The sequence below is a fragment of the Kitasatospora sp. NPDC059973 genome, from assembly GCF_042737525.1.
Lineage (GTDB): Bacteria > Actinomycetota > Actinomycetes > Streptomycetales > Streptomycetaceae > Kitasatospora.
This window is the reverse complement of record NZ_JBHWUI010000004.1, coordinates 62902-78479: the sequence shown is the minus strand read 5'-3', so window position 1 is coordinate 78479 and position 15578 is coordinate 62902. Positions and strand designations below refer to the sequence as shown.

Annotated in this window: 14 protein-coding genes; 4 read left to right on the top strand and 10 right to left on the bottom strand. The window is 73.5% G+C overall.

Going from position 1 to position 15578, the window contains the following annotated elements; translation table 11 throughout:
* Positions 1-137 precede the first annotated feature (137 nt).
* The 4 genes from fusA to ACFWA9_RS02025 all read right to left on the bottom strand — a co-directional run bounded on the left by fusA (position 138) and on the right by ACFWA9_RS02025 (position 4205).
* Positions 138-2243, bottom strand: coding sequence for an elongation factor G (gene fusA / locus ACFWA9_RS02040; protein ID WP_329488147.1), 2106 nt, complete (start codon positions 2241-2243; stop codon positions 138-140).
* 39 nt (positions 2244-2282) lie between these two features.
* Positions 2283-2753, bottom strand: a complete 471-nt coding sequence (gene rpsG, locus ACFWA9_RS02035) for a 30S ribosomal protein S7 (protein ID WP_148644378.1) — start codon at positions 2751-2753, stop codon at positions 2283-2285.
* 2 nt (positions 2754-2755) lie between these two features.
* A complete protein-coding gene (rpsL, locus tag ACFWA9_RS02030; RefSeq protein WP_014144289.1) occupies positions 2756-3127 on the bottom strand; it encodes a 30S ribosomal protein S12 in 372 nt (123 codons plus the stop codon).
* Positions 3128-3608: 481 nt separating this feature from the next.
* A complete protein-coding gene (locus ACFWA9_RS02025) occupies positions 3609-4205 on the bottom strand; it encodes a DUF1707 and DUF4190 domain-containing protein (RefSeq protein ID WP_380382379.1) in 597 nt (198 codons plus the stop codon).
* A gap of 239 nt (positions 4206-4444) precedes the next feature.
* On the opposite strand from ACFWA9_RS02025, the gene ACFWA9_RS02020 reads away from it, so the two are divergent.
* The 4 genes from ACFWA9_RS02020 to ACFWA9_RS02005 all read left to right on the top strand — a co-directional run bounded on the left by ACFWA9_RS02020 (position 4445) and on the right by ACFWA9_RS02005 (position 9532).
* Positions 4445-5248 carry an ABC transporter ATP-binding protein gene (locus ACFWA9_RS02020; protein ID WP_329488150.1) on the top strand — a complete coding sequence of 268 codons (804 nt, stop codon included), beginning with the start codon at positions 4445-4447 and terminating at the stop codon, positions 5246-5248.
* Entirely contained in the window at positions 5245-6891 is a 1647-nt protein-coding gene (locus tag ACFWA9_RS02015) for a transporter (protein ID WP_380382377.1), read from the top strand. The genes ACFWA9_RS02020 and ACFWA9_RS02015 overlap by 4 nt, the downstream gene beginning before the upstream one ends.
* A 121-nt stretch (positions 6892-7012) precedes the next feature.
* Entirely contained in the window at positions 7013-8326 is a 1314-nt protein-coding gene (locus ACFWA9_RS02010) for a DUF2786 domain-containing protein (protein ID WP_352286347.1), read from the top strand.
* 105 nt (positions 8327-8431) lie between these two features.
* Positions 8432-9532 (top strand): ADP-ribosylglycohydrolase family protein, encoded by a 1101-nt coding sequence (locus ACFWA9_RS02005; RefSeq protein WP_352286345.1) that lies wholly within the window; start codon positions 8432-8434, stop codon positions 9530-9532.
* Positions 9533-9601: 69 nt separating this feature from the next.
* Here the strand turns inward: ACFWA9_RS02005 and ACFWA9_RS02000 are convergent, their stop codons facing one another.
* The 6 genes from ACFWA9_RS02000 to ACFWA9_RS01975 form a co-directional block, all read right to left on the bottom strand.
* Entirely contained in the window at positions 9602-10945 is a 1344-nt protein-coding gene (locus ACFWA9_RS02000; RefSeq protein WP_352286343.1) for a serpin family protein, read from the bottom strand.
* A gap of 70 nt (positions 10946-11015) precedes the next feature.
* Positions 11016-11954 (bottom strand): ADP-ribosylglycohydrolase family protein, encoded by a 939-nt coding sequence (locus ACFWA9_RS01995; RefSeq protein WP_380382433.1) that lies wholly within the window; start codon positions 11952-11954, stop codon positions 11016-11018.
* Between the two features lie 66 nt (positions 11955-12020).
* Positions 12021-13235: a cytochrome P450 gene (locus tag ACFWA9_RS01990; RefSeq protein WP_380382374.1), complete on the bottom strand. Its 1215-nt coding sequence runs from the start codon at positions 13233-13235 to the stop codon at positions 12021-12023.
* A 68-nt stretch (positions 13236-13303) separates the two neighbouring features.
* The gene (locus ACFWA9_RS01985; protein WP_329488158.1) at positions 13304-14044 is read right to left on the bottom strand and encodes a Sir2 family NAD-dependent protein deacetylase; all 741 of its coding nucleotides are present in this window, start codon (positions 14042-14044) and stop codon (positions 13304-13306) included.
* Between the two features lie 97 nt (positions 14045-14141).
* Positions 14142-14750: a hypothetical protein gene (locus tag ACFWA9_RS01980; RefSeq protein WP_380382372.1), complete on the bottom strand. Its 609-nt coding sequence runs from the start codon at positions 14748-14750 to the stop codon at positions 14142-14144.
* A gap of 132 nt (positions 14751-14882) precedes the next feature.
* Positions 14883-15557 carry a response regulator gene (locus ACFWA9_RS01975; RefSeq protein ID WP_380382432.1) on the bottom strand — a complete coding sequence of 225 codons (675 nt, stop codon included), beginning with the start codon at positions 15555-15557 and terminating at the stop codon, positions 14883-14885.
* Positions 15558-15578 lie beyond the last annotated feature (21 nt).

The window sequence follows — 15578 nt, the reverse complement described above, 5'->3', positions numbered from 1 at the left end:
CGGGTGGGGGCGGAGGCCCCCGGGGGAATCCGAGTGGGTTCCCCCGGGTTCGCCTCCTAATAGCCTAAGGGTTCGCAATCGTCCCGAATGTCGGGATGTCCTGCGAGCTCGGGCAAGGACTCGGCTCGCGCCGGTCCTTACTCGCCCTTGGCCTTGGCGATGATGTCGTCCGCCACGTTCCGCGGAACCTCGGCGTACGAGTCGAACTGCATCGAGTAGCTTGCGCGACCAGAGGTCTTGCTGCGCAGGTCACCGACGTAGCCGAACATCTCGGAGAGGGGCACCAGCGCCGAAACGACGCGGGCACCGTAACGCTCGTCCATGGACCGGATCTGGCCACGGCGAGAGTTGATGTCGCCGATCACATCGCCCATGTAGTCCTCGGGCGTGGTGACCTCGACGGCCATCATCGGCTCCAGCAGGGTCGGAGAGGCCTTGCGGGCGCCCTCCTTGAATGCCATCGAGCCGGCGATCTTGAACGCGAGCTCGGAGGAGTCGACGTCGTGCGAGGCACCGTCGAGCAGCGTCACGCGGACACCCTGGAGCGGGTAGCCGGCGAGCACGCCGAACTCCATGGCCTCCTGGCAACCGGCGTCGACCGAAGGGATGTACTCCTTCGGCACGCGGCCACCGGTGACCTTGTTGACGAACTCGTAGCCCTCGCCGGACTCGATCGGCTCGATCGCGATCTGGATCTTCGCGAACTGGCCGGAGCCACCGGTCTGCTTCTTGTGCGTGAAGTCGATGCGCTCGACGGCCTTGCGGATCGTCTCGCGGTACGCGACCTGCGGCTTGCCGACGTTGGCCTCGACCTTGAACTCACGCTTCATACGGTCGACCAGCACCTCGAGGTGCAGCTCGCCCATACCCGCGATGATGGTCTGGCCGGTCTCCTCGTCCGTGTTGACCTGGAAGGACGGGTCCTCCTCGGCCAGGCGCTGGATGGCGGTACCGAGCCGCTCCTGGTCGCCCTTGGACTTCGGCTCGATCGCGACGCGGATGACCGGGGCCGGGAAGTCCATGGACTCTAGGATGACCGGGTGCTTCTCGTCGGACAGGGTCTCACCGGTGGTGGTCTGCTTGAGACCCATGACGGCGACGATGTCGCCGGCGCCCACCGACTCGATCTCCTCACGCTTGTTCGCGTGCATGCGGTAGATCTTGCCGATGCGCTCCTTGCGGCCCTTCACCGCGTTGAGGACGGCGGTGCCGGCCTCAAGGCGCCCGGAGTAGATCCGGACGAAGGTGAGCTTGCCCAGGTGCGGGTCGGACATGATCTTGAACGCCAGAGCCGCGAGCGGCTCGTCGTCCGACGCCTTGCGGGAGATCTTGACCGTGTCGTCGCCGGGCTTGGTGCCCTCGATGGACTCGATGTCCAGCGGCGACGGCAGGTAGTTGACGACCGCGTCGAGCAGGGGCTGAACGCCCTTGTTCTTGAAGGCGGTGCCGCAGAAGATCGGCGTGAAGTCCGAGTTCAGCGTGCCCTTGCGGATCGCGGCGATCAGGAGCTCCTCGGGGACGGCCTCGCCCTCCATGGCGAGCTCCATCACCTCGTCGCTGACGGTCGACACGGTGTCCAGCAGCTGCTCGCGGTACTCCTCGGCCTGGTCCACCAGGTCGGCCGGGATGTCGACGATGTCGTACATCTCGCCCTTGGCGGCCTCGGCCGTCCAGACCAGCGCCTTCATGCGGACCAGGTCGACAACGCCCTGGAAGTCCGCCTCGGCACCGATCGGGAGCTGCATCACCAGCGGGGTGGCGCCGAGGCGCTCCACGATGGTGTCGACGCAGAAGAAGAAGTTCGCGCCCGTGCGGTCCAGCTTGTTGATGAAGCAGATGCGCGGGACGCCGTAGCGGTCAGCCTGCCGCCACACGGTCTCGGACTGGGGCTCCACGCCGGCGACACCGTCGAACACCGTGACGGCACCGTCGAGGACGCGCAGCGAACGCTCCACCTCGACGGTGAAGTCGACGTGACCCGGGGTGTCGATGATGTTGATGGTGTTGTCGACGCCGTCGAGCGTCCAGTGACAGGTCGTCGCGGCCGACGTGATCGTGATGCCGCGCTCCTGCTCCTGCTCCATCCAGTCCATGGTGGCAGCGCCATCGTGGACCTCACCGATCTTGTACGAGACACCGGTGTAGAACAGGATCCGCTCGGTGGTGGTGGTCTTGCCCGCGTCGATGTGCGCCATGATCCCGATGTTGCGGACCCTGGCGAGGTCAAGGGAGGTTGCAGCCATGGTGGCTCGTTCTCTCTCTGTCTAGTGACGGGGTTCGGACTACCAGCGGTAGTGCGCGAAGGCCTTGTTGGACTCGGCCATCTTGTGGGTGTCCTCGCGACGCTTCACGGAAGCGCCCAGGCCGTTGCTGGCGTCGAGGATCTCGTTCATCAGGCGCTCGGTCATGGTCTTCTCGCGACGGGCGCGGGAGTAACCGACCATCCAGCGCAGCGCCAGGGTGCTGGCGCGGCCCGGACGGACCTCGACCGGAACCTGGTAGGTCGCGCCACCGACACGGCGGGACTTGACCTCAAGAGCCGGCTTGACGTTCTCCAGCGCGCGCTTCAGCGCCACGACGGGGTCGGAGCCGGTCTTCTCGCGGACGCCCTCGAGGGCGCCGTAGACGATCCGCTCGGCGGTGGAGCGCTTGCCGTGCAGCAGGATCTTGTTGACCAGCTGGGTGACGACCGGGGAGCCGTAAACCGGGTCGATGATGACCGGGCGCTTCGGGGCGGGGCCCTTACGAGGCATTCTTACTTCTCCTTCTTGGCGCCGTAGCGGCTGCGAGCCTGCTTGCGGTTCTTGACACCCTGGGTGTCGAGCGAACCGCGGATGATCTTGTAGCGGACACCAGGAAGGTCCTTCACACGACCACCGCGCACCAGCACGATGGAGTGCTCCTGCAGGTTGTGGCCCTCGCCCGGGATGTAAGCGGTGACCTCGATCCCGCTGGTGAGGCGCACACGGGCGACCTTACGAAGCGCCGAGTTCGGCTTCTTCGGGGTGGTCGTGTACACACGCGTGCAGACCCCGCGGCGCTGGGGCGAGCCCTTCAGCGCGGGAGTCTTGTTCTTCTCGACCTTGTCCTGCCGGCCCTTTCGGACCAGCTGCTGGATCGTAGGCACCGTTTCTCCGTTTTCTGTGTGCCAAGGCTTGGTAAAACTAACCTGCGGTGTCTCCATCGCACACGACCCCGTGGTCGACCCACGCGGTCGGGTGTGTTGGGCTTATTCCGACACGGAATCCCATGAGCTGATGTACAGCGACGGCGCTCAACGCGCGGAGCACTGGGAGGCGCTCCGGCTCGGCGCGGCGGCCGGTGTGCATGCACGCACAAGGACCCGGGGACACCCCAGGCACAAGGTCAGAGCGTACCTAGCGCATCGGGCTCGGTCAAAACAAATGCAACGCCGCAGGTCGCGGCGGTGGCCGGGCGGCGCCGGGGTGTCGCGCGCGCGACTTCCGGGTGACGAACCGCTCTTCTGCCGCTCTACCACACCCCGGCGGGCGCCGCCACCGGGGCGGGCGCCGGCCGGGGGGCCGGGCGGGCGAGGGCGATCGGCCGCTCAGGCGCTCAGGCGCTCAGGCGATCAGGCGATCAGGCGATCAGGCGATCAGGGCCAGCATCAGCAGGGTGTAGACGGCGCTGGCCAGGTAGCCGAAGACCAGGCCGACCGTGGCCATGGTGTCGCCCTCCTCGTTGCGCTCCCGGATCTGGGCCTTGGCGATGTGCCCGGTGATCACGGCCGGCAGCCCGAGCCCCATCAGGCCGAGCACCATCGACGCCACGGCCGTGCTGTTGGTCGGGCGGGACGGCACCGGCGGGGGCGGCAGCAGGAAGGTCTGCGGCACCGGCTGGCCGACCGCCGTCATCGGCGGCATCGGCGTCACCATCGGACCGGAGGGCAGATCGGCCACCAGCCGGGCCAGCTCGCCGTACGTCTGCGCGGCGCTGGCCGCGTCGAAGCGCTGGCCGTACTCGTCGGCGGAGAGCCGGCCCTCGGCGTACGCGGCCTTCAGCACGTCGACGGTGCGGTCCCGGTCGGTGTGGGCCGCCCGCATCGCCGACTGCGGCATCGGCGCCGGCTGCGCGTAGGACTGGGCGTACGGCTGCGGCTGCGGCTGCGCGTACGGCTTGGCCGGTACCTGGGGCGGCCGTCCTCCGTACCCGGGGCCCTGCTCGCCCCACGGTTGAACGGCCATCCGCCACCTCCGACACCCCGGCGCGCCGTGCGCGCTCACTGGCCTTCATAGTGCAGGACGAACAGGGGGCCTGAGTAGTTGCCACTTTCCGCGACCTGCCTCGGCGGCCCCCGAGGAGCGCCTCACACTCACCCGTTCGGCCCAGTCTCGCCCAAGATCATCAATCCGGACGACAGCCCGCCCCGGGCGATGGCAGGCTGGCCTGGACATTCACCCGTTTCCCAGCAGAGAAGGCCGCCATGCAGGCGTCAGCACCGCCGTCCCCGGTCCCCGCGTCCCCGGTCCCCGCCGCCGTCAGCATCCAGGGGCTGTGGAAGCACTTCGGCAGCCAGGCGGCGGTCGCCGGACTGAGCCTGGAGCTGCCGGCCGGCGCGTTCATCGGCCTGGTCGGCCCGAACGGCGCCGGCAAGACCACCACGCTCTCCATGGTCACCGGCCTGCTCCGGCCCGACCAGGGCACCGTCCTGGTGCACGGCGCCGACGTCTGGGCCGACCCGGTCGCCGCGAAGGCCCGGATCGGCATCCTGCCCGAGGGCCTGCGGATGTTCGAACGGCTCAGCGGCCGCGAACTGCTGCAGTACAACGGCCGGCTGCGCGGCCTGCCCGGGGCCGAGGTGGACCGCCGCGCCGAGGAGCTGCTGGCCGTCCTGGACCTCGCCGGTGACGCCGACAAGCTGGTCGCCGACTACTCCACCGGGATGCGCAAGAAGATCGGCCTGGCCGCCGCGCTGCTGCACAACCCCGACGTGCTCTTCCTGGACGAGCCCTTCGAGGGCGTCGACCCGGTCTCCGCCCAGACCATCCGCGGCGTGCTCAAGCGCTACGCCGCGGCCGGCTCCACCGTCATCTTCTCCAGCCACGTCATGGAACTCGTCGAGCAGCTCTGCGACTGGGTCGCCGTGGTCAACGCCGGCCGGGTGATCGCCCAGGGCCCGCTGGACACCGTGCGCGGCGACCGCAGCCTGCACGAGGCGTTCCTGGACCTGATCGGCGTCCGCGAGGACGACGGCCAGGCCCTCGGCTGGCTCGGGGGCGAGCGGTGAGCTCCACCCGCGCCGAGACCGGGGTCCGCACCGCCCGCGCGACCGTGCCCGACGGGCGCGTGGTCGTCCGCACCCTGGTGTCGCTCAAGCTGCGACTGCTCCGCAACGGCCTGCGGCGCAGCCGCGGACGCGCCGTGCTCTACGTCGTCGGCACGGTGGCCGGCCTGCTGTTCGCCTCGCTGATCGCGTTCCTGCTGGCCCTGCTGAACGGGCACGCCGGCGCCGGCGACGCGGGCGTGATGCTGGTCGGCGCCCTCACCATCAGCTGGGCCGCGCTGCCGCTGTTCCTCTTCGCCAGCGACGAGAGCGCCGACCCGACCCGGCTCACCATGCTGCCGCTGCGCCCCGGCCCGCTGCTGCGCGGCTCGGCGCTGGCCGCGCTGCTCGGGCCCGGCCCGCTGGTCGCCCTGGTGCTGGTCACCGGCGTGGCGCTGTCCGGCGCGGACGGCGCCCCCTCGGCGGCGGCCGCGGTGGTCGGCGTGCCGCTGACGGTGCTCACCCTGGTGACGCTCTCCCGCGCGGTCGCGGCGGGCAACGCCCGGCTGCTCTCCAGCCGGCGCGGCAAGGACTTCGCGATCTTCGGCGGTCTGCTCTTCGCGCTGCTGATCCAGGTCGCCAACGTCGGTTCGCAGAGCGTCTTCGGCAAGCCGGGGAAGGACGGCCTCGACCTCAGCCCGCTGGCACCGATCGCCTCGGTGCTGCGCTGGGTGCCGCCGGTCGGCGCGGCGGACGCCGGACGCACCGCCGGTGAGGGGCGGTACGGGCTGGCGCTGCTCCAGCTGGCCTCCACGGCCGTCGTGCTGGCCCTGCTGCTGCGCTGGTGGCGGGCCAGCCTCCAGCAACTGATGGTCACCGCCGACGCCTCCACCCTGGAGGTGGCGCGCGGCGTGCAGGCCTCGCGCGGCTGGGGCTTCCTGCCCGCCGGCCGGACCGGCGCGGTGATGCAGCGCCACCTGCGCTACGCCTGGCGGGAGCCGCGCGCCAAGGCCGCCGTCTTCACCGGCATCGGGATGACGGTGGTGATCTGCGTGCTCTCGGTGGTCCAGGGCTGGTCGACCGTCTACCTGGTGGCCGCCACCGGGATGTTCCTCGGTCTGCAGATGCTCAACCTGTTCGGCATGGACGGCTCGGCGTTCTGGATGGTCGCCGCGACCCTGCTGACCCCCGCCGACGCCCGCGAGGAGCTGCGCGGGCGGGCGTTCGCGATCCTCTCCTACGCGGTGCCGGTCACCCTGGTGCTGGCGCTGCTGCTGGCCGCCGTCACCGGTGACTGGGCCGGTCTGGCGCCGGCCTTCGGCCTGGCGCTCGGCCTGCTCGGCTGCGGCATCGCGATCGGCGCGGTGCTCAGCGTGCTGGCCCCGTACACCATGCCGTCCGACAACAACCCGATGCGCAACGCCGCCCCCGGCCAGGGCGGGCTGGTGATGCTCAACAGCTTCGGCTCGATGTTCGGCGCCGCGCTGCTCAGCCTGCCGGTCTCCGGCTACCTCGGCTGGGCGCTGCTCTCCGACGGCCCGGCCTGGCCGGTGCTGGCGCTCGGCCCGCTGTACGGCGCGCTGGTCGCCTTCCTCGGCATCCGGCTGGCCGCCGGCCGCCTGCTGGAGCGCGCCCCGGAGATCCTGGCCAAGGCCGTCGAACGCTGACGGCAGCGCCGTCGGGCACCCCCGCGAGCGCCCGGTCCCCGTCGTCGGGGCCGGGCGCTCCGGCATCATGGGCGGAGGCCGCCCCGACCGCGGGACGGGCACGACGAGAGCAGGCGACACCGTGGGCAAGCGCAGGCAGCAGGGCGGGACCGGGGCGGACGGGAGCGCCGGACCGCTACTGGAGCAGGCGGTGCGAGCGGTGCTGACCGCACCGGACGAGGGGCTGGACCTCGCCCTGGACACCGGCGCCTCGCTGCTGGCCGCCTCCCCCGCCCAGTGGCCGGCGGTGAGCCGGGCACTGCTCGGGTACGCGGACACGGCGGTCGGGCGCTGCTGGTCGGCGGGCTGGCGGCCGGCCGACCTGGCCCGGGTGGTGCGGCGGGAGCTGAAGCCGGTGCACCTGGCCCTCGCGGTGGACCTCATCGCCGCCGAGAACCGCCGCCACCCGGCGGCCGCCACCGACCGGCGCTGGCAGGAGCAGCTGCGCGAGCTGGAGACCGCGGTGTGGTGGCCGGGCGACGAGGCGTACCTGGGCGCCTTCGCCGACCGCCACCGGCTGGACCGGTTCGCGCTGGCCACCCACGTGCTGGAGCTGTTGCGCAGCTGGGGCCGGCTGCCCCCGATCGCCCCGGTCGGCCCGGCTCCCGGGCCGGGCGGGCAGGCCCCCCGGACGGAGCGGCGGGCCGCGGGCCCGGTGCCGGGCGAGCCGCGGATGCTGTCCCGGATCCGGGCGCTGCTGGCGAAGGCCGAGTCCACCGAGTACCCGGAGGAGGCCGAGGCGCTGACCGCCAAGGCCCAGCAGCTGATGGCCCAGCACAGCATCGACGACGCGCTGCTGGCGGTCGGCGGCGAGGACCGCGACGCCCCGGCGGCGCTGCGGATCGGCGTGGACAACCCCTACGAGGTCCCGAAGACGATGCTGCTGGACGCGGTGGCGGCGGCGAACCGGTGCCGGGTGGTCTGGGCGAAGGAGTTCGGCTTCTGCACCATCATCGGCTTCGACGGCGACCTGGACGGCGTCGAGCTGCTCTACACCTCGCTGCTGGTGCAGGCGACGCACGCGATGAACAAGGCCGGTTCGCGCCAGCACCTGGACGGCGCCTCGCGCACCAAGGCGTTCCGGCACTCCTTCCTGGTCGCGTACGCGGCGCGGATCCGTGAGCGGCTGACCGCCGCGACCGAGCAGGCCACCAGCGACGCGGCGGCCGGGCGGCACCTGCGCGAGGACGGCACCGAGGAGCAGCTGGTGCCGGACGAGCGGCTGCTGCCGGCGCTGGCGGCCCGGACCGAGGCGGTCGACCAGCAGGTCGGGCGGATGTTCCCGAAGCTGGTCTCGCAGCGGGTCCGGGTGAGCGACGGCGAGGGCTGGGTGGCGGGCCGGGCGGCGGCCGACCGGGCCGCCCTGCACGGCCGGGCCGGGGAGATCCGGCGGTAGCGGTCGGGCCTGATAGAACGGACGTCGGCAGGGCCGGTCCGGCCGGTCCGGCCTCGGCCCGACCGGCCGGGCGGGCCCCGGGAACGAGGGGGAGCGACGGTGGCGGTGACGGAGTCGGGGTATGCCGACCGGGTACGCGGGGCGCTGCTCGGCGGGGGCGTCGGCGACGCCCTGGGCTGGCCGGTGGAGTTCCGGCAGTTGCAGCAGATCCGGGAGCAGTACGGCCGGGCCGGGGTGACCGGGCTGCCCGGTGGCGGCCGGATCGCCGAGGTCACCGACGACACCCAGATGACGCTGTTCACCGCCGAGGGGCTGATCCGCGGCTTCGTCCGGGGCTGGTCGGGCGGCGGCGGATCGGTGCCGGAGGCCGTCCACGGCGCCTACCGGCGCTGGCTGCTGACGCAGCAGCAGGGCGCCCCGGACCAGGGTCCGCTCCCCCGCCCGTACGACGGCTGGCTGCTGCGGCAGCCGTTCCTGTACGCGCGGCGGGCGCCGGGCAACGCCTGTCTGAGCGGGGTGTCGTACCACCCGGAGTTCCGGGCACCGGCGCCGTTCGGGCAGCCGGGGCCGATCAACGCGCACTCCAAGGGGTGCGGCACGGTGATGCGCTCGGCGCCGTTCGGGCTGGCCCGGCTGGGCGTCGAGCAGTCCTTCGGGCTGGCCGCGCAGTGCGCGCAGCTCACCCACGGGCACCCGACCGGCTACCTGGCGGCGGGCGCGTTCGCGTCGCTGGTCGAGCGGCTGGTGGACGGGGTCGAGCCGTGGACGGCGGTCGGGCAGGTCGTCGAGCAGACCCGGGACTGGCCGGGCTCCAAGGAGACCGTCCTGGCGCTGCACCGGGCGGTGCGGGTGGCCGAGGAGGCCGAGCCCTCGGCGGAGGCGGTGGAGCGGGTCGGGCTCGGCTGGATCGCCGAGGAGTGCCTGGCGATCGCGGTGTACTGCCTGCTGGCGGCCGCGTCCGGGCCGGACCCGGCCCGGACGGCGCTGCTGCTGTCGGTGAACCACTCCGGGGACAGCGACTCCACCGGCGCGGTCTGCGGCAACCTGGTGGGCGCGGCGTACGGCGCGGCGGCCCTGCCGACGGCCTGGACCGAGGCGGTCGAGGGCACGGAGACGCTGCTGCGGGTGGCGGACGACCTGCTGGTGCTGTTCGGCAGCCGCGAGCCGACCCACCCGGCCCTGGACGGGCGCTACCCGGCCTGGTGACGGGGCTACCCGGCCTGGTGACGGGGCGGGCCGCCGGGGCGGGCCGCCGCACGGCCCCGGCGGCGCCGGTCACCCGGCCTGCGGGTCGGTGACCTGGCCGAGGAAGAGCGGGCGGCCGGTCGTGGTGTCCCTGATCAGGAACAGGAACGGCCGGTCGATGTGCAGTTCCTCGGCCCTCTTGGGGGCCGCCCCGGCCGCCGCCTCGATCCCGACGCCGCTTCCGGCGGCGGCCACCGTGCCGTCCTCGTCCACCTGCACGGTGGCCTTCTGCACCACCGTGCCGACCTTCAGCCGCTCGTCCGTCCCCGGTCCGGGGATGCCGCCGAGGTCCGCGGCGTCGAAGGCCGCGGCGACCCCGAGCGCCCGCAGGGTCGGCGTCAGCTCGTTGGCGGTCTCGAAGTGGAAGCGCGGCAGGGTGAGGTCGACCGAGCGCTCGGTGAGCGAGTCGAGGATCATCGTGAGCTGGGCCTGGTCCAGGCCCTTGCGGAAGGCCTCGAACCCGCCCTGGGCGGGCACCAGCAGGTCCATCGCCATCCCGCCGTCCGCGTAGGGCAGTTCGACGGCTTGCCAGGGCTGGCCGAGGATCCCGCCGGAGCCGTCGGCGTAGCGCAGGGTGCCGGTCCGGGCCATCGTGGCGACGGACGGGGTCGAGCCGTCCGGCCGGTGGAACGGCCGGTCGGAGGTCTGCGAGGCCTTGAACGGGGTGGCCCACCTCGCCTTCAGGTAGAGCGCGTCGGTGAGCGCCAGGCGGGTGTCCTGGTTGATCGTCCGCTCGGCGAAGAGGTCCTTGATCCGGCCCTCGGTCGCCTTCTCCACCGTCGCGTTGACGGTCCTGCGGGCGCTCTCCGGGTCCTTGCGGAAGTCGGCGGTGTGCACGCCGGTGCCGAAGGCGGCGGCGAGGGTGGCCAGGTAGCCCTGGTCGAGCGGGAAGCCCTGCTGGACCCAGAGGTCGTCCGCCTGGCGCAGAGTCAGGCCGTCGGTGGGCGGGCCGGTCCGGTTCAGGGCGCCGGTGGCGAGGGCGTACTGCTGCGGGGTGAGCCCGGTGTGCAGGGCCTTGGCGAGCTCGTCGGCGGTGGCGCCGCGGGCACCGGGCAGCACCATGGCGAGCACGGTGGCCAGGCCGGACGGCGAGAGCACGAGGTTGCGGCCGGCCCCGTCGGGCGTGGCGGTGAGGGTGCGCAGCAGGTCCAGGCCGAAGGCGTTGGTGGCGGCGGCGGTCGCCGCGACGTGGGCCGGGTCGGCCGGCGGGGCGGAGGTGGGTGCGGGGGCCCGGACGACCTGGTCCGCGACGCCGGTGCTGCCGCAGCCGGTGAGCAGCGGTGCGGCGAGCGCGGCGACGAGGACCGGGGCGAGGAGCGGGGCCGCCGGGCGGCGGCGGGTGCGACTGCGGGTGCTGCGCGTGCGACTCGTCATGGCGGTTCGACGCGGCGCCCGCCGGACCGGTTCCCCCGCCCGACCGGCTCCCTCGCCCCCGGGGCCGGGGTCAGTCCCAGAGCGCGCCGAGCGCGAGCAGCTCGTCCCGGTGCTCGATCCGCTCGACCCAGTCCGCCGGCCAGGCCGACGCGCCCAGGTGCGCGCCGGCGAAGGCGCCGGTCAGGCAGGCGAGGGAGTCGGAGTCGCCGGAGGAGTAGGCGGCTCGGCGCACGGCGGCCACCGGGTCGTCGGGCAGCAGCAGGAAGCAGAGCAGGCCGGTGGCGAGCGCCTCCTCGGCGATCCAGCCCTCGCCGGTGGCCAGGCACGGGTCCGCCTCGACGTCGGGCTCGGCGAGCGCCGCGTCCAGCCGGTCGAGGACGCCGAGGCACTCGTCCCAGCCGCGGGCGGCGAAGTGCTCGGGCGAGGGGTCCTGGGCGTGCGCCGCGAGGTCGCCGAGCCAGCACTCGTCGTACCGGGTGCGGGCGGCCCGCGCGTACGCGCGCAGCTCGGCGGTCAGCGCGGCCGGCACCAGGCCGTCGGCGAGCCTGCGGACCGCGTAGGCGGTGAGGTCACTGGCCGCGAGCGCGGTCGGGTGACCGTGGGTCAGCGCGGACTGCAGCTGGGCGGCGCCGGAGAGCTGGCGCGGCGTCAGCTCCCTGACCAGGCCGATCGGCGCGACCCGCATGTTGGCGCCGCAGCCCTTGGAGCCGAGGTCGCTCGCCTCCTGCCAGCGGCGGCCGTCGCTGAGCCGCTGGCAGGAGCGCAGGCAGGTCATCCCCGGCGCGCGGTTGTTCTCGGGCGAGCGCCACCAGTCGACGAACTCCTCGCGCAGCGGCCGCTCCAGCCGCGGCGGGCCGAGCGGGCCGCCCTCCAGGGCGGTGCGCAGGGCGCGTCCCAGGGCGAGCGTCATCTGGGTGTCGTCGGTGACCAGGGCCTTCCTCGGCAGCGGCAGTCGGCGCCAGTCGGGGTCGTGGGCGGCGATCAGCTCGATCGTGCGGAATTCGGTCATCCGCCCCAGGGCGTCGCCGAGCGCCAGGCCCAGCAGTGTTCCGGTCGCCTTGTCCACGGCTCCCCCTCAGATCTCGACCAGCAGTTCCTCCAGCCCCCGGATCACGTAGCCCGGGCGCCACCGCGGCTCGCGGACCAGCCGCAGGCCGGGCACCCGGCGCAGCAGTGCGCCGTAGGACTCGGTGAGCTCCAGTCTGGCGAGCGGGGCGCCGAGACAGAAGTGGATTCCGGCGCCGAAGGTGACGTGCGGGTTGTCGGCACGGCCGAGGTCGAGCCGGTCCGGGTCGGCGAACCGGGCCGGGTCCCGGTTGGCGGAGCCGAAGAGCAGCGCGACCTCGGAGCCGCGCGGGACGGTGACGCCGCGGACCTCGATGTCCTCCAGCACCCAGCGTTCGAACATCTGGAGCGGGGTGTCCCAGCGCATCAGTTCCTCGACCGCGGTGGGGAGCAGCTCGTCCACCGAGCCGCGCAGCCGGGCGAGTTCACCGGGGTTGCGGAACAGCGCCCACCAGCCGTTGCCGGTGGTGTTGACGGTCGCCTCGTGGCCGGCGTTCAGCAGCAGCACGCAGGTGGAGACCATCTCCTGCTCGCTGAGCGCGTCGGCGCCCTCCTGGGCCTGGATCAGCGCGCTGATCAGGTCGCCGCCGGGCTCGGTCCGGCGCTCGCGGATCAGGGCGCGCAGGTAGTCCGAGAACTCGGTGCTCGCGGTGACGGCCCGGCGGGCGGCCTCCTCGGTCGGGTTGAGTTCGAACATGCCGGTGATGTCGGCGGACCACGGCCGCAGCAGGTGCCGGTCGCCCTCCGGTACGCCCAGCATCTCGGCGATCACCGCGACCGGCAGCGGCTCGGCGACGGCGGCGACCAGGTCGCCGCCGCCGGCCGCGAGCAGCCCGTCCACGAGCTCCGCGGCGAGCCGCCGGACGGTCGGGCGCAGCCCCTCGACCATGCGCGGGGTGAAGGCCTTGGAGACCAGCCGCCGGATCCGGGTGTGGTCCGGCGCCTCCAGGTCGAGCAGCCCGTGGTCGTTGAGGGTGTGGAACGGCTCGTGCGCCGGGTCGGGCGCGGGCCGGCCGAACTCCTCGTGGGTGAAGCGGTGGGTGTACGTCCGCCCCAGCCGCCGGTCCCGCAGCAGCGCGCTGACGTCCTCGTGGCGGGACACCAGCCACTGACCGGTCGGCTCGTAGTACGTCACCGGGGCGTGCTCGCGCAGCTCGCTGTACGCGTCGTAGGGGTGGGCCACGAACGCCGCCGACCAGGGGTCGAACTTCGCCGTCGTCGTCATCGGTCGATCACTCCTGGCCTGAGGGGGAGCCGGGGTGATCATCGTACGCAGGCGGCCGGTCCGGTCCACTAGGCCTGCTCGGCCACCAGCCGGCGGACCAGGGCCGGGAGCGCGGTGGAGATCGGCTCCCGGATCACCTCGTCCGCCGCCTCGTCGAACGGCGTGGGCTCGCCGTTGACGACGACCAGCCGGGCACCGGACTCCAGCGCGATCTGCGGGAGGGCGGCCACCGGGTACACCTGGAGGCTGGTCCCGACGGCGACGAACAGGTCGCAGGCCCGGGCCACCGCGTCGGCCCGCTGGAGCACCACCGGGTCCAGCGCCTCGCCGAACATCACCGTGCGGGGCTTGAGCACCCCGCCGCACGCCCGGCAGGCCGGGTCCGGCTCACCGGCGGCGACGCGTTCCAGCGCCTCGGCCGTCGGACCGACGACGTGGCAGCGCACGCACTCCACCTCCCGTGCGGTGCCGTGCAGTTCGAGCACCTTGCGGGCGGGCAGCCCGGCCCGCTGGTGCAGGCCGTCCACGTTCTGGGTGAGCACCCGCACCGGCAGGCCGCTGCGCTCCAGCTCGACCAGCGCGAGGTGGCCGGCGTTCGGCTCGGCGGCCAGCGCGCCGGTGTCCCGGCGCAGCAGCCAGGCCCGGCGGCGGACGTCCGGATCGGCCAGGTAGGGGCCGATGGTGACGAGTTCCTGGGCCCGCGGATCGCGCTGCCAGAGGCCGTTCGGGCCGCGGTAGTCGGGTATGCCGGAGTCGGTGGAGACGCCGGCGCCGGTGAGAACGGCGATCAGTGGACGCTTGGCGGTCATGCCCGGGACGTTACGGGCCCGCCGCCGCGCGCCGCCACCGGAATTCCCCGGGCACGACGGGCCGGCCGCCCCACCCCCGTGCGAACGGCCCGCCCGCTCAGGCCGCGACCGGGCGACGCACCCCGCCGAACCCCGCCAGCGGTGCCAGCGCCGCCAGGTAGAGCGCGGCGGCCGGCGGGATCAGCGCCAGGTCGGCGGCCGTCATCGCCGTCCCGACCAGCACCAGCACCGGGCTCCACCACCGCAGCGCCCGGGTCGCCCCGGCCGAGGCGGCGACCAGCAGCGCCAGCAGGCCGACGTAGAACAGCGGCGGACCGACCGAGTAGAAGGCCGGCAGCACGCCCGGCCGGCTCTGGATGCCGTCGAACAGCCGGTGCTGGTCGGCCTTGTCCACGGCGACCGCCCCCACGTACAGGTCGATCCCGATCTGGACCACCGAGGCCGCCAGTCCCGCGAAGGCCACCGCCGTGGCCGCGTTCGCGGCGATCCGGCCGGCCGGACGGCGCGGCGCCAGCAGCCCGCGCAGCGCGGCGAGCAGCGGACCGAACAGCAGCAGCCCCGCCAGCATCAGGGCGTGGCCCACCGTCCAGCCGGGGCCGGGCTCCCGTGAGCCCTCCAGCAGCCGGACACCGCCGTACAGGGCCATCAGGACGGGGGCGCCGACGGCGGCGATCGGGGTGAGGCGGTCGAGCCTGGTGACGGTCATGGGTGTTCTCCGCTCCGCGAGTGCGTTTCCGACACTCCGGATGCTGTCCGCCGCGCCCCTCGTCGCGGATCACCCGCCCCGGCGATCCCGCCGGCTCCCCCGCGCGGGGGACTCCCCCGGGCCGGGCCGCGGTCAGCCCTCCCCCGCGACGACCGCCCCCGCCTCGTACGCGAACACCACCGCGTGCACCCGGTCCCGCAGCCCCAGCTTGCCCAGCACATTGCTGACGTGCGTCTTCACGGTGTGCTCGCTGACCACCAGCTCGGCGGCGATCTCCGCGTTGGAGAGCCCCCGGGCCAGCAGCCGCAGCGTCTCCCGCTCCCGCAGGGTCAGCTGCTCCAGCAGCCGGGACGGCGCCCGGACGCCCTGCGCGGGCGGCCTGGCCCCGCCCGGCCGGCGGGCGGCGAACTCGCCGATCAGCCGGCGGGTCACCGACGGCGCCAGCAGCGCCTCGCCCGAGGCCACCATCCGCACGCCGTGCGCCAGGTCGTCCCGGCGGACGTCCTTGAGCAGGAACCCGCTCGCCCCGGCGTAGAGCGCGTCGAAGACGTAGTCGTCGATGTCGAAGGTGGTCAGCATGATCACCTTGGTCTCCGGGTGGTCCGCGCAGACCCGGCGGGCCGCCTCCAGGCCGTCCATCACCGGCATCCGGACGTCCAGCAGCAGGACGTCCGGGCCGTGCTCGCGCACCGCCTCGACCGCCTCGGCGCCGTCGCGCGCCTCCGCGACCACCTCGATGTCCGGCTGTGCGTCCAGGATCATCCCGAACCCGGCCCGCACCAGCTCCTGGTCGTCCGCGACGACCACCCGGATCGGCTTCACCGGCCC

What these genes read in the sequence shown, in the direction of transcription:
- fusA (WP_329488147.1), bottom strand. Translation starts at nt 2,243, where the DNA reads ATGGCTGCAACCTCCCTTGACCTCGCCAGGGTCCGCAACATCGGGATC.
- rpsG (WP_148644378.1), bottom strand. Translation starts at nt 2,753, where the DNA reads ATGCCTCGTAAGGGCCCCGCCCCGAAGCGCCCGGTCATCATCGACCCG.
- ACFWA9_RS02025 (WP_380382379.1), bottom strand. Translation starts at nt 4,205, where the DNA reads ATGGCCGTTCAACCGTGGGGCGAGCAGGGCCCCGGGTACGGAGGACGG.
- ACFWA9_RS02020 (WP_329488150.1), top strand. Translation starts at nt 4,445, where the DNA reads ATGCAGGCGTCAGCACCGCCGTCCCCGGTCCCCGCGTCCCCGGTCCCC.
- ACFWA9_RS02000 (WP_352286343.1), bottom strand. Translation starts at nt 10,945, where the DNA reads ATGACGAGTCGCACGCGCAGCACCCGCAGTCGCACCCGCCGCCGCCCG.
- ACFWA9_RS01995 (WP_380382433.1), bottom strand. Translation starts at nt 11,954, where the DNA reads ATGACCGAATTCCGCACGATCGAGCTGATCGCCGCCCACGACCCCGAC.
- ACFWA9_RS01990 (WP_380382374.1), bottom strand. Translation starts at nt 13,235, where the DNA reads ATGACGACGACGGCGAAGTTCGACCCCTGGTCGGCGGCGTTCGTGGCC.
- ACFWA9_RS01985 (WP_329488158.1), bottom strand. Translation starts at nt 14,044, where the DNA reads ATGACCGCCAAGCGTCCACTGATCGCCGTTCTCACCGGCGCCGGCGTC.
- ACFWA9_RS01980 (WP_380382372.1), bottom strand. Translation starts at nt 14,750, where the DNA reads ATGACCGTCACCAGGCTCGACCGCCTCACCCCGATCGCCGCCGTCGGC.